The 12,638-nt window shown below is 70.9% G+C and carries 11 protein-coding genes and 1 pseudogene; 7 read left to right on the forward strand and 5 right to left on the reverse strand.

Features of this window, described 5'->3' with window-relative positions:
• Positions 1-6: 6 nt before the first annotated feature.
• A pseudogene (gene rho, locus ABZS66_RS02660) lies at positions 7-1,074 on the reverse strand (transcription termination factor Rho); the annotation flags it as partial.
• Positions 1,075-1,643: 569 nt separating this feature from the next.
• On the opposite strand from rho, the gene ABZS66_RS02665 reads away from it, so the two are divergent.
• From ABZS66_RS02665 to ABZS66_RS02675, 3 genes are all read left to right on the forward strand, one after another.
• Positions 1,644-2,012, forward strand: a complete 369-nt coding sequence (locus ABZS66_RS02665) for an ATP-binding protein (RefSeq protein WP_354754447.1) — start codon at positions 1,644-1,646, stop codon at positions 2,010-2,012.
• Positions 2,009-2,341, forward strand: a complete 333-nt coding sequence (locus tag ABZS66_RS02670; protein WP_354754449.1) for an STAS domain-containing protein — start codon at positions 2,009-2,011, stop codon at positions 2,339-2,341. The genes ABZS66_RS02665 and ABZS66_RS02670 overlap by 4 nt, the downstream gene beginning before the upstream one ends.
• Positions 2,342-2,405: 64 nt before the next feature.
• Positions 2,406-2,684, forward strand: coding sequence for a hypothetical protein (locus ABZS66_RS02675; RefSeq protein ID WP_354754451.1), 279 nt, complete (start codon positions 2,406-2,408; stop codon positions 2,682-2,684).
• 138 nt (positions 2,685-2,822) lie between these two features.
• Here the strand turns inward: ABZS66_RS02675 and ABZS66_RS02680 are convergent, their stop codons facing one another.
• Positions 2,823-3,026, reverse strand: a complete 204-nt coding sequence (locus tag ABZS66_RS02680; RefSeq protein ID WP_190251213.1) for a cold-shock protein — start codon at positions 3,024-3,026, stop codon at positions 2,823-2,825.
• Between the two features lie 544 nt (positions 3,027-3,570).
• Between ABZS66_RS02680 and ABZS66_RS02685 the strand changes: the two genes are divergently transcribed.
• Positions 3,571-4,419 (forward strand): RNA polymerase sigma factor SigF, encoded by an 849-nt coding sequence (locus tag ABZS66_RS02685; RefSeq protein WP_354754453.1) that lies wholly within the window; start codon positions 3,571-3,573, stop codon positions 4,417-4,419.
• A 174-nt stretch (positions 4,420-4,593) separates the two neighbouring features.
• Here ABZS66_RS02685 and ABZS66_RS02690 read toward each other — a convergent pair whose 3' ends face one another.
• The gene (locus ABZS66_RS02690; protein WP_354754455.1) at positions 4,594-5,784 is read right to left on the reverse strand and encodes an LCP family protein; all 1,191 of its coding nucleotides are present in this window, start codon (positions 5,782-5,784) and stop codon (positions 4,594-4,596) included.
• Between the two features lie 114 nt (positions 5,785-5,898).
• Between ABZS66_RS02690 and ABZS66_RS02695 the strand changes: the two genes are divergently transcribed.
• The 3 genes from ABZS66_RS02695 (at position 5,899) to ABZS66_RS02705 (ending at position 10,434) form a co-directional block, all read left to right on the forward strand.
• Positions 5,899-7,884, forward strand: coding sequence for a hypothetical protein (locus ABZS66_RS02695; protein ID WP_354754457.1), 1,986 nt, complete (start codon positions 5,899-5,901; stop codon positions 7,882-7,884).
• 142 nt (positions 7,885-8,026) lie between these two features.
• Positions 8,027-8,980: a glycosyltransferase family 2 protein gene (locus tag ABZS66_RS02700; RefSeq protein ID WP_354754459.1), complete on the forward strand. Its 954-nt coding sequence runs from the start codon at positions 8,027-8,029 to the stop codon at positions 8,978-8,980.
• On the forward strand, positions 8,977-10,434 hold the full coding sequence (locus tag ABZS66_RS02705) for an O-antigen ligase family protein (protein ID WP_354754460.1): 1,458 nt from the start codon (positions 8,977-8,979) through the stop codon (positions 10,432-10,434). Before ABZS66_RS02700 ends, ABZS66_RS02705 begins: the two co-directional genes overlap by 4 nt.
• Here the strand turns inward: ABZS66_RS02705 and ABZS66_RS02710 are convergent, their stop codons facing one another.
• Both ABZS66_RS02710 and ABZS66_RS02715 read right to left on the reverse strand, forming a co-directional pair.
• Positions 10,435-12,231, reverse strand: a complete 1,797-nt coding sequence (locus ABZS66_RS02710) for a hypothetical protein (protein WP_354754462.1) — start codon at positions 12,229-12,231, stop codon at positions 10,435-10,437. It lies immediately after the preceding gene.
• A complete protein-coding gene (locus ABZS66_RS02715) occupies positions 12,228-12,623 on the reverse strand; it encodes a hypothetical protein (protein ID WP_354754464.1) in 396 nt (131 codons plus the stop codon). Before ABZS66_RS02715 ends, ABZS66_RS02710 begins: the two co-directional genes overlap by 4 nt.
• Positions 12,624-12,638 lie beyond the last annotated feature (15 nt).

A 12,638-nucleotide genomic window follows, 5' to 3' on the forward strand; every position in this document is an offset into this window, starting at 1 on the left:
GACTCGTCAGGCCTGGCCGCGCAGCAGCAGGGTCAGGAACTCCGCGTTCGACTGCGTCCGGGCGAGCCGGTCGAGCAGCTGCTCGGTCGACGCCTGCCCGTTGAGGGCCTTCCGCAGCCGCTGGACGGCGAGCAGCTCATCCGGGTGGAGGATGACGTCGTCGCGCCGGGTGCTGGAGCCGTCGATGTCGATCGCCGGGAACACGCGCTTGTCGGCGAGCTTCCGGTCGAGCTTGAGCTCCGCGTTGCCGGTGCCCTTGAACTCCTCGAAGATCACCGTGTCACCGGTGGAACCGGTCTCCACCAGGGCGGAGGCGATGATCGTCAGGGAGCCGCCGTTCTCGATGTTGCGGGCCGCGCCCAGCAGCCGCTTCGGCGGGTAGAGCGCGTTGGCGTCGATGCCGCCGGTGAGGATGCGTCCGGAGGCGGGCGCCGCGTTGTTGTAGGCCCGGCCGAGCCGGGTGATCGAGTCGAGCAGCAGGACCACGTCGTGGCCCAGCTCGACCAGGCGCTTGGCACGCTCGATCGCGAGCTCCGCCACGCCGGTGTGCTCGTTGGCCGGCCGGTCGAAGGTCGAGGCGATGACCTCACCCTGCACCGACCGCTGCATCTCGGTGACCTCCTCGGGCCGCTCGTCGACGAGCAGGACCATGAGGTGGCATTCGGGGTTGTTGGTGGCGATGGCGTTGGCGATCGCCTGCAGCACCATCGTCTTGCCCGCCTTGGGGGGTGAGACGATGAGCGCCCGCTGGCCCTTGCCGATCGGCATGACCAGGTCGATGAGGCGGGTCGTCAGCTGCCGCGGGCCGGTCTCCAGCCGCAGGCGCTCCTGCGGGAACAGCGCGGTGAGCTTGCTGAACTCGGGCCGGTTGCGGGCCCACTCCGGGTCGCTGCCGTGGACGGTGTCGAGCCGGGTGAGGGTCGAGCCGTTGGCGCTGCCGGTGATCGCGTCGCCGTGGCGCAGCCCGTACTTGCGGACCATGGCGGCCGGGACGGCGACGTCATCGGGGCTGGGCAGGTAGCTCTCGACCCGGAGGATCATCTTGTCGCGGTGGACGTCGACGATGCCGGCGACGTCGCGGGCCTCGGCGGAGCTGGGCGGCTGCGGCTGGTTGGCCGGGCGGCTGTGGTCGCGGTTGCGTGAACGCGTGCGACGGGTCTTGTTCTGCGCGTTTTGCTTGGGGGTGGTCCGATCCAACACTTCGGTTGGGGCCATGGGCGTCCTCCTAAGGGACTTGCGGCCGGTGGAACGGTGGTGCTTGGTTTGGTTCGCGTGACCGGCTGGCGCGATGTGCGCTGCGTGTGCGGTGGCCGCTGACTTGGCTGGCTTCCTGCGAGAGCGTGACACGCGGTGGCGAAGGTCGTCCCCGGGCGGCCAGATTGCCGACATCCGCGGGACTGGCTCGACGGTAACTCGTGTATCGCCCCTGAGCAAGCCCAGCGCGCCGTGTCGCGCGCTACCGTCCGGCACCCGAACGGGTTCCTGACCGGCACCGGCCCGCCGGTTTTCCGAATGGCGTCACGGCACGTTTCGCAGAAGCCCTCGGCGCCGGCGGTCACCCGGACGCTGCGCCGCCCGGGAGTTCGCCCACGCGGGCTGACGCCTGACGTTTCCGGAGGCGCCGCAGCGGTAACAGACTAGATGTGGACCTTCGCCTCACCGTCGACCTGCCACGGGACCTGGACCGGATGAACACCCTCCGGCACGTGCTGGACGGTGCCCTGGACGGCCTCGGCGTGGCCCCGCAGGCCCGCGAGGACATCGGTCTGATCGTCAGCGAGACCTGGGCGAACGTGATCGCCCACGTCACGGTCGGGGTCGCCTTTCAGGTGCGGGCGACCGTCGATGAGGAGCAGTGTGTGATTGAAGTCACGAACCCCGGGGATCAGGCTTCCGACGTACTGAACGCGCTGACGGCCTCCGGGCATTCCCTCCGGATCGTCTCCACCCTCGCCGACGCGGTCGACGTGGACCGCGACGGCCTGCTCGTGAAGGTCACGAAGAAGCTATGACCACCTTCGCCGCCTTGGCCACCGCCGCCCCGGACGGCGCGGTCACCGTGACCGCCACCGGAGAACTGGACATGACCAGCGCTCCCGAACTGATCACGGTCCTCCGCGACGCGATCCGGCGATACAAGCCCAAACGGGTCGATCTCGACCTGTCTGGCGTTCCGTTCCTGGACTCGACGGGCATCCAGGTGCTCGTCGCCGCCAACGCAGACGTCAAGGGAGGGGTACGCATCACGGGTACCAGCCCGGCCGTGCACCGGCTACTGCGGATGACCGGCCTGCTCGGGGAGTTCGGTGTCACCGACGACCAGTTGGCAACCGAACAATGATCACCCCGGCACCCGGACCGGAGTCAGCCGGACCACAGCAGGGATTGTCAGCAGGAGGTGCACGATGGAGTCCACGTTCGAAGCGGTCCGTGCCGAAGCGCTCTTCGCCTCCACGTTGCAGATGTCCCAGACCCCGGCCGACGCGGACGTGCGCGCGGCGGTCACCCACACCCTGCGCCGGATCGGCGTCCAGGGCTGCGTGGCCCGCGTGGCGACCGAGTTCGGCGACCACCCCGAGACCGCCGGCCCGCGGATGCACTGGGCGCTGCGCATGATCCGTCACGCGTACGCCGAGTCCTGCACGCCGGAGGTCTTCAACACCGCACCGGCGGCGCTGGCCTGAGCTGCCCGGCCTGAAAGTTGCACGGTTGGTGTGGTTGTCCGGGGTCCCGGCGAAACTGCAAAGCCCCCGCCCAGAGTGGGCGGGGGCTTGCGAATCCTTCGGCCGTGAAGCGGGTCTCGGCCTACGACTTGGGGTGTGTCAGACCGCGCGGATGTTGTCGGCCTGCGGCCCCTTCTGGCCCTGCGTGATCTCGAACTCGACCTTCTGACCCTCGGTCAGCTCGCGGTAGCCGGTGGCCTGGATCGCCGAGTAGTGCGCGAACACGTCGGGGCCGCCGTTGTCCTGCGAGATGAAGCCGTAGCCCTTCTCCGAGTTGAACCACTTCACCGTGCCTGATGCCACGTGTAACTCCTTAGCGACGACGCCCCGACCCGCACCTCACGAGTCAATGTTGAAACAGGCGCACGCCACGGTGAGACGGTAGCTTGCGCGCTGCCAAAACGCAGCCCCGGTATCGGGATACGGACCTGATCGACTACCAAACTGAAATGCACCAGCAATAGTTGTGAACACTCAGCGTATTGAGCTACTGAACAGTCAGTGATATAGCGACCTGCTTCAACCTCATGGGAGCGCTCATCTCGCGTTCGGCGGCGAGATCTAGTACAGTCGGCTGCGTTCACATCGTCCGAACGGTCAGATCAACCGGCCACGGACGGTGGGACCCCGTCCAGCAGCGGCGGATCGTCCTCGGTGAACCTCGCAGGTCTTGCACCGGCGCTCAAGAAACGGGTGCCGAGAGCGATTCCCGACCGGCGCCAGCTCAGTCCGCCCTCTTGCGGCCTCGACGTGCTGGCCGGCGACGTCATCCAACCCCTCCGCGCAGCCTCGTGCCTGCGCATCGTCGCCGTCACCCGGTCACCCGCACCAGAAGGGTCTGACCCCAGTGACCATTTCCGTCGACCACGCCATCGACCGCGCGCTCGCCGCCGCTACTCCGGCCGGTCAGCAGGAGCACACCACCAGCACCCGCGCGACCGACGCACAGGCCAAGGCGCTGCTGTCCTTGATGGCCGACCTCCCCGCCGGTCCCGACCGCGACCGCGTGCGGTCCCGGCTGATCGAGCTGTACATCCCGCTCGCCGAGTACCTGGCCCGCCGCTTCCGCAACCGCGGCGAGCAGTTCGACGACCTGGTCCAGGTGGCCAACCTGGGCCTCATCAAGTCTGTCGACGGCTACGACCCGACCCGCGGCGCCGCCTTCACCAGCTACGCGATCCCGATGATCGTCGGGGAGCTGAAGCGGCACTTCCGGGACAAGGGCTGGGACGTCCGGGTCCCCCGGCGCCTCCAGGAGCTGCGGCTGGAGATCAGCAAGGTGAGTGAGCCCCTTTCCCAAGCTTTGGGCCGGTCGCCCACCGTCGCCGACCTGGCGGCCCGCCTGAACGTCTCCGAGGAGGAGATCATCGAGGGCCTGGACTGCGGGCAGGCGTACCGCGCGCTGTCCCTGGACGCGCCCGCGGGCGACGGTGGCGACCCGACCGCGGCCGGCCTCGGCGACCTGCTGGGCGGCGAGGACCCCGACATGCAGAACGTGGAGAACCGCGAGTCCCTGCGGCCGCTGCTGGCCCGGCTGCCGCAGCGCGAGCAGAAGATCATCGCGATGCGCTTCCACGGCAACCTGACCCAGTCGCAGATCGCGGCCGAGCTGGGCATCTCGCAGATGCACGTGTCGCGCCTGCTGGCCGGCGCGCTGCGCACGTTGCGCACCGAACTGTCCGCGATTCAGGACTGACGCCGAAGCGGCGGCGCGCCGGCTCTTTCCCGGAGCCGGCGTGCCGTCGCTTTGTGCTTGAATTCACAATTCCGATCTGTCCGAAATACCGCGCATTTCCCGAAGCCATTCATGATCGACGGAAGCCTCTGGCTGTCATGACAGCCGGAACGCTCCGGCAATCATGGGAGCGGGTCAGCTGGAGCTGACGATGCTCGGGTTGGCCGTGACGAAGGCGGGAACCTGTTTGTCGCGGACCGCCGCCAGGAGCTCCAGCGTCGTCTGGTCCAGTGCCTCGGCGCCCGGGTGCTCGGTCGAGGCGTGGAAACCGCCGTTGTTCGTCTTCAGGGTCAACAGCCGGTCGCCGTCGATGCCGCGCATCGCGAAGATCCAGTCGTCCAGGCCGACCGGGCCCGTGTCGATGGTCATCGCGCGGCCGACCACGCTCAGCACACTGTTGAGCTTGCCCGGGTTGCCCAGGACCTCTTTGCTGGCGATCTTCTTCAGCAGGGCCTTGATGAACTGCTGCTGGTGGCGCTGGCGGTCGTAGTCCGAGTTCGGCAGCGTCTCACGCTGGCGGACGAAGTCCAGCGCCTCCCAGGCGGCCAGGTGCTGGAAGCCGACCTCGTACACCTTCGGGGTCACGCCCTTGATCGCGATGAGGTCCGTGCCGCCGCGGCCGTTGTCGCGCTGCTCGAACGGGACCTTGTGGTTCCCCTGCGCGTCCGTGCCGTTGTGCACCGAGACCGTGCGCTGGTCGACGTACATGTCCACGCCGCCCAGCACCTTCACGACCTCCTGGAAGCCCACGAAGTCGATGATCGCGGCCGCGTCGAAGGTGACGCCCCAGTTCTGCTTGATTGTCTGGGCGAGCAGGGTCGTGCCGTGCTTGCGCTGGTCCTTGCCGGTCAGTCCGTTGCCGCCGGCGGCGAAGGCCCCGTTGATCTTGTCCTTGCCGCCGGGGAAGGTCTGCTTCCCGTTGGGGTACTTCGGGATCGACACCCACGTGTCACGCGGGATCGAGATGAGGAACGCCATGTCGTGGCTGGCCGGAATGTGCAGGATGAGGATCGAGTCCGACCGGATGGAGTCGGTGGGATTCTGGTTCGGGCGCGGGTCGATGCCGATCAGCAGGATGTTCTTGGCGCCGCTGACCGAGGCGCGCTTGCCCTGCTCGACGGGCAGCAGATCTTCCTTGTGGACGCTGCGGGTGGCATACCCGAACACGACGTCCTTCAGGACGAACGTGGTGCCCGCACCGATCATCAGCAGCGAGCCCACCACGACGAGAATGCGAGCCCACAACGGATCCCGCCGGCCACGGCCCTTGCGCCGCGCCACGCCGCCCTTCGCCAACGCCTCCACTCCCCGATCGTCCCCGAACATGCGATTACGGTGAGTCAGCACGGCCGACCCCCGGAAGCCACCTGCACCGTACCTGGACAACGCGATATCGTCACGTCCCGGCGGAGCGGTGCCCTGACCGATACGGAGCGTGCTGTGGTGACGGTGATCCCGAAGGGGACCAGCGCGAGCCCGGCGGCGACCGGGCAGCGAAGCCTGTGGATCGCCGGGGGGCTCGTGCTCGCCTGGCTGCTCCCGCTGGCGACCCATGCCGTCCACCTCGACGTCGTGCTGCCGCTGGTGGTGCTGGCCGGGACGATGGCGGTGCAGCGGGGCTGCGTGGGGCTGATCGACCGGTTCGTCGTCTCCTGTGCGCAGCTCTTCGGCGCCGCCTGCCTGTTCGGCCTGGCGATCACCTACTGGCCGGGGCACCTGCACCCCACGCTGATCGCCGGCGTCTCCCTGACCGTGCTGGTGCTCGTCGCGGCGGCCACGAAGCGGCTCACGAGGCCGCCCAGGCCGCGCGCCGAGTGGCTGCTCGCCCTCGCGGCCGCCGGCGTCTCGGCCGTGACGCTGGTCCCGTACGTCGCCCGCGATCTCGGTGGCCGGCTCGGCCTGCCGCTCGCCGGTGAGGACATCGCCCGGCACTTCCTGCTGTACGACGTGATCGGGCGCATCGGCGGGTATCCCTTCCTCCGCCCGGAGGCGATGCGGCCGTTCGTGCCCGACGAGCAGTGGCAGGGGATCGCGAACTACCCGCAGGGCCTGCACTTCGCGTACGCGGTGCTGGACCGGTTCGTCCGCTCCTCCGGCCACAACGGCGCACCCGGGACCACCGTGGACGTGCTGGTCTGGCTGCTCGTCGGGACCTTCCTGCTGCTGGCGCTGGCCGTGCTGTGGGCCGCGCGGCGCATCGCCGGACCCGGCACGAGCCCGGCCCGCCTGCTGCCGGTGCTGTTCGTCGTCGCCGCCTGGCTGGTGCTCGGCGACCCAGTGACGGTGCTGGCCCGCGGCTACCCGAACGAGCTGGCCGGGCTCGCGTGCGCGGTGGTGCTCACCGGGCTGGTCGCGCGCCCGCTCACCCGCACCGGCGAGCAGCTCGTCACGGTCGCGCTGCTGCTGGTCGGGGTGTCGTTCAGCTATCCGCTCTTCCTGCCGTACGCCGGGATCGTGGCCGCCTGGTGGGCGTGGCGGGCGCGGCTGTGGCGCCACCGGTGGGCCTGGCCAGTGGCGATCGTCACACTCGCCGTCTCGGCGATCGGGCCGCTGACCGCTGCCGCGGCGTCGAGCGGCGAGCAGCTGCTGCTCAACGGGACCGCGCGGGTCGTGGACCGGCCGGCGACGCTGGCCCTCGCGGTGCTGGCGGCGCTCGCGCTGCTGGCCAACCGGCGGGCGCCCAGCCGGCGGGCCGCGCTGTTCGCCGTCGTCGTGGCGTTCGCGATGGCCGCCGGGCTGGGCCTGTACCAGCTCGCCACCATCGGGCGGCCGGTCTACTACTTCGACAAGCTGCTCCACCTGCTCATCGTGGTCGGCCTGGCCGGCCTGGGCGGGCTCGCCCCGGTGCTGCCCCGGCGGGGGCTGCCCCTTCGGCTGGCGGTGGCTTTCCCGGTGGTACTCGCGATGGCCCTCGCCGGCGGCGAGTGGCACACGACCCCGGTCGCGCCGGGCGTCAAGCTCGCCCTCGGCAAGGATCGCGGCGCTCCGGAGGCGGCCCGCGACGCACTGCTGATGGCCCGGATGTATCCGGACGGCGGCAACGCGATCAACGTCGACCTCATGGGGAGCCCATGGCGTAACTGGTCGGCGACGCTGAGTGCGTCGGCCCTCCAGGGTCAGTACCGGCACTTCCCGGGTTGGTCGCTGTTGCTGTACCCCGGCGGCCGCGGCGGCACCTACGCGGATCTGGAGCGCCTCGTCGCCGACAGCCCCGTGACCGTGCGGTTCTTCGTCCACGACCCGGCGGCGAGCATGCTCGTCGTCGATGTGGAGCACCCGAACCGACCCGCCGTGCGGGCCGGGCAGCCGCTGCCGGTAGCGTTCGGTGACCCGCTCGCCCCGTCGAATATCGCGGCCGCAAGGCTGCTAGCTGCGAAATATCCGACGAAAGTGCAGGTCGTGTACGCTACGCCAGCAAACCCGTAAGTACTCGGTGTCATGGCACCGGCTCGAAGCACTGGAACAGCTCTAATGCGGCGCGAAGCGACGCATGGGGGTGTGGGGTGGGAACCCCGCAAAACCGCGGCCGTCAGGCCGCCGAGCTAGAAACCGAGACGGATTGGTCATCGTGCAAAGACCCGAGGTCAGTGTCGTCATCCCGACCCGCAACCGACCGGAGCTCGTGGTGCGCGCCGTGCGCAGCGCACTCGCCCAGACGGTGCAGGACATAGAGGTCGTCGTCATCATTGACGGGCCCGACCCGGCCACGGTTGCAGCGCTGGAGGCAGTCGGCGACGAGCGGGTCCGCCCGATCGAGCTGCCGGCGTCCGGCGGCGCCCCCGCGGCGCGCAACCACGGCGTCGACGCGGCGAACGCCGACTGGGTCGCGTTCCTGGACGACGACGACGAGTGGCTGCCGGAGAAGCTCGCCACCCAGCTGGGCCGCGCCCGCGCGGCGAACGTGCCGCTGCCGATCGTCGGCAGCCGGCTCTACATGCGCACGCCGCGCGCCGAGCTGATCATGCCGCGCCGGGTGCCGGCGCCGGGCGAGCCGATCAGCGAGTACCTCGCGGTCCGCCACGGCTTCTTCCACGGCGACGGGTTCATCCAGACCTCGACGATCATGGCGCCGACCGTCCTGCTGCGGAAGGTGCCGTTCGCCGTCGGGCTGCGCCGCCTCCAGGAGCTCGACTGGACCCTCCGCAGCCTCCAGGAGGAGGGCGTCGACCTGATCTACGCGGAAGAGCCGCTGGTGATCTGGTATGCGGACGAGAACCGCCCGCGGATCAGCTTCGACGCGCCGTGGAAGCAGTCGCTGGAGTGGCTCCAGCAGACCCGGCCGCGGGTGACGCCGCGCGCCTACGCGGCGCTGGCGATGAGCGTGGTCGGCTCGATGGCCGCGGCCAGCCGCAGCCCGCGGGTCTTCTTCGACCTGCTGCGCGAGGCGCGGCGGCACGGCAAGCCGAGCTTCACCGACTATGTGACGTTCCTCCAGGTGTGGCTGGTCCCGGCCGGCCCGCGGCGGATCGTGCGGGACTTCTTCCTGAGCCGCCAGCGCGGCAAGGACGCACCCGCCCAATGACCCGTTCCCGCCTGCTGACGTTCGCCGGCGCATCGGTGGTGGTCGCGCTGGTGGCGGCCGGCCTGGAGTACGGCCGCACCGACTCCCCCGGCCAGTCCGCCGCCGCGTTCGCCGCGGCGCTCATCGCGATGGCCGTGGCCGGCCTGGCCCTCAGCCTGCCCGGCCTGACGCTGCAGGGCGGCGTGCTCGGCGGCCTGTTCGTGCTCGCCGGCATGCTCACCTGGACCTCGACCGACCGGCCGATCGTCATCTGGGCGGTCCTCGGGGTGGAGGTCGTCGTCTTCGCCGTGTGGGCGTGGCCGTGGCTGGCCAACAGCCGCGCACTCCCCCGCCTCGGCGCCGCCTGGCTGGGCCTCGCGTACTGGATCTTCGGCATCCTGGGCGCCCTGCTCGTGGCCAACGTCAAGGTGGCCGGGCAGCGGGTGGCCTACGCCGGGGTCTTCACCCTGGCGGTGCTGGCGATCGTCGCCATCACCTCGAAGAAGCGCAGGGACCTCAGCGTCGGCATCGCGGCCGCGATCCTGCTGGGCATCGCGGCCCTGCTGCTGGTCGGCGCGGGCAGCCTCTTCGACGCCCGGCACGCGATCCCGGACAACGCCTCGGCCCGCCTGATGACCGACCGCTTCTGGGGCGGCCCGGGCCTGTATTACCACCCGAACTCGCTGGCCGGCTTCATGGTCATCGCCGGGATCCGGATCGGCTTCGACCGCGCGTTCGCGGCCTGGCAGCGCTTCGGCGTGGCCGCCCTCGCCGCGCTGGTGCTCTCGATCAGCGACTCCCGCACCGGCTTCGTCTTCGCCACCGCCGCCGCCGGGCTCTACGTGGCGGTGACCCTGTGGCGCCGGTGGACCGGTGCCGCCGACGCCGAGCGCGGCCGGTCCGCCTGGATCGCGATGGCGACCCCGTTCGTCGTGCTGGCGATCGTGTTCACGGTCGGTGGCGGCAGCCAGTTCCTGTTCAAGGACCGCTTCAACCCGGGCGGCGGCGATGCCACCAGCGGCCGCACCGACACCTGGCGGCAGGTCTGGGTCGACTGGAAGGCCGCCGGCTGGGCGGAAAAGGCCTTCGGCGACGCCCGCACCTCGCGCGCGGTCGTCGAGCGGCTCGACGACGGCAACCCGCCCGAGGGGCCGCGCCGCCAGCTCAACACCGACAACGCCGCGGTGGGCGCCTTCCGCCGGGGTGGCGTCCTGGGCGCGGCCGCGTTCGGCGTCGGCCTGGCGCTGCTGCTGTGGCACGCCGCCCGCCGCCGCCCGGACGGCTCGCTGCCGGCGCTGTGGTTCACGGTCGCCGCGGCGGCCGCGGTCCCCACGATCGCGACCGAGGACTGGGTGCTGGGCGGCACGAACGGCGCCATCTGGCTGGTCCTGGTGGCCGGCGAGACGTTCGCGACGCGCCGCCCGGACCCGGACCCCGTCGAGGTCGAACCGGTCGCCGAGCCGGCGGCCTCGTAGCTATCGGGGGCGGATGGCCCAGGTGACCGTGCCGGCCGTGCCGCCGGGCCAGCTCGGCGGCAGGTAGAAGGCGCACCCCTTCGGCGGGTCGAGGCACAGCACCGCGTCGACGCTGTCGATCGGGGCCGACGGCAGGTCGGGCTGCAGCGACTGCAGCGGGACGATGTCGCGGCCCGGCAGCAGGACCCACCAGGGGTACTCCCAGGTGTTGTAGCCCTGCAACAGACCGATCCGGTGCGCGCCCGCCGCGCGCATCGCCGCCGCGGCCGTCACGTAGTCCTGCTGCCACTGCGGCCGCCGGACGAATCGCTGCTCCAGCTCGGGCGTGGTGAAGATGTTGTCCTGGCCGACGAGGCGGCGCGGCCAGCCGACCGACACCGCCGCCGCACCCGCCAGCGCGCCGGCGGCCAGGACGCCGGTCATGGTCCAGGAGACGACGCGGCGGCGGTTCGCCAGCAGCGCGTCGATCCACAGTGCGGCCAGCGGTGCGCCGAGCAGGAGCAGGAACAGGATCAGCCGGTTGCCCCAGGGCTGCCACTTCACCGTCACCACGTAGGCGAGGACGGCGACCCAGAAGACGGCGGCGTACAGGCGCGGCCCGCCGCGGCGGAACAGCAGAACCGCCGCGCCCAACAGGACCAGGGCGCCCTGGACCGGAAGGGAAACGCGGTCCTCGTCCGGCGGCCAGGAGCGGTACGGGTAGGTGGTTCCCCAGTACGTGATGTCGCGGTCGGACGGGTCCACACCCAGCAGGCCGGCCACGCCCTTGATCGCGCCCGACCCCACCGGGCCCAGCGGGGTCTGCAGCGCCGTCTCGGTGATGCGCAGCGCGTTGACCAGGACCGCGGCCGGGTCGTGGCGCTGCATCGAGATCGAGTCGCGCAGATGGTCGGGGCCCAGCGGGTTCTCGTAGGTGGTCTGGACCCGCCACAGGTACGGCCCCGACAGCAGCGCCATGCCGGCCACCACCGCCAGGCCGCCCAGCACGCCGCGCACGGCGCCCCGGCGGACCTGGGCGACGCACCACACGGCCAGCAGCGGGCCGGCGGCGAGCAGGCCGGTCGCCTTGGTCAGCAGGGTCAGTCCGGCGGCGGCGGCGATCAGCAGGGTTGCCGGCCACGAGGTGCGGCGGTGCAGTTCGTCGAGCACCAGCGTGGCCACGGTCCCGACCCAGAGGGCGACCACGAGATCCGTCTGGGTGCTGGTCGCCTCCAGCAGGACCATGGGTGCGCTACCGAAGACGAGCGCCGCGACCAGCTGCGCCCGGCGGGCACCGCCCAGCTGCGCCGTGATCCGGGACGCGATCAGCGCCCCGCCGACGCCGGCGGCGAGCTGCACCAGGTTGTAGAGCGAGTCGCCGCCGGTCAGCAGCCGCAGGTGCAACAGCAGGTACTCGGCGCCGGGCGCCATCGCCAGCTGTCGATCGGCGATCGTCGGGTAGAAGTCGACGTTGCCGTGGGCGACCCAGTGCTCGATCTTCGGCAGGTGGTAGGTCTGCGAGTCGAAGTTGTTCGGCGGCGCGACCACGGCGATCACGAGATCGACGAGAAAGAATCCGCCGAGCGCGACCACCATCGATCGCTCCAGCCGCCCGAGGTCGCGCCAGAACGGGCGCCAGGCCGGGCGGGCGCGGCGGAGCGCGGCGACCGCGAAGGCCAGACCGAGCAGCCACAGCACGGCCACGGAAACGCGATGCAAAGCATCGAAAAGGGACAGCACCTCGACGGCCAGCACGGCCACGACGGCCACGACGATCCCGGCGCGGATCAACGCGAGTCGGGTCGGCGCGATGATCACCGGGCCAATCTACCCGACCGCGCCCGCCACAGGGCCGCCATCAGTCCCAGCAGCACCAGGGAGCCGCCGAGGGTGAGCACCAGCCGCCAATACCCCTCGCTGACCAGGTCGGCGGTGTCGTCGCCGGGCCCGGAGACGGCCGCCTCGACCGTCGCGCCGGGCGGCAGGTCGCCCAGGTTGGAGAACGACACCGCGGCCACGTCGAACGGGCCGGCGAAGCGTCCGCGGCAGCGATAGGTGTCGCCGTGGCGCCCGTACGCCTCGAAGGTGCAGCCGGTGACGGTCACCGTCCCGCGGGTCTGGTCCCGGTCGTGCAGCGCACCGCGCACGGCGATGGTCAACAGCCCGGCGACGCCGAGCAGCAGCAGCGCGGTGACCCCGATAGTCCGCACCGCGTCACGGTACTC

The sequence above is a fragment of the Dactylosporangium sp. NPDC005572 genome (assembly GCF_040605515.1).
Taxonomy (GTDB): Bacteria; Actinomycetota; Actinomycetes; order Mycobacteriales; family Micromonosporaceae; genus Dactylosporangium.

Excerpts from the sequence above, each read along its gene's own strand:
- ABZS66_RS02670 (WP_354754449.1), top strand. The coding sequence starts at position 2,009 with ATGACCACCTTCGCCGCCTTGGCCACCGCCGCCCCGGACGGCGCGGTC.
- ABZS66_RS02675 (WP_354754451.1), top strand. The coding sequence starts at position 2,406 with ATGGAGTCCACGTTCGAAGCGGTCCGTGCCGAAGCGCTCTTCGCCTCC.
- ABZS66_RS02690 (WP_354754455.1), bottom strand. The coding sequence starts at position 5,784 with ATGTTCGGGGACGATCGGGGAGTGGAGGCGTTGGCGAAGGGCGGCGTG.
- ABZS66_RS02705 (WP_354754460.1), top strand. The coding sequence starts at position 8,977 with ATGACCCGTTCCCGCCTGCTGACGTTCGCCGGCGCATCGGTGGTGGTC.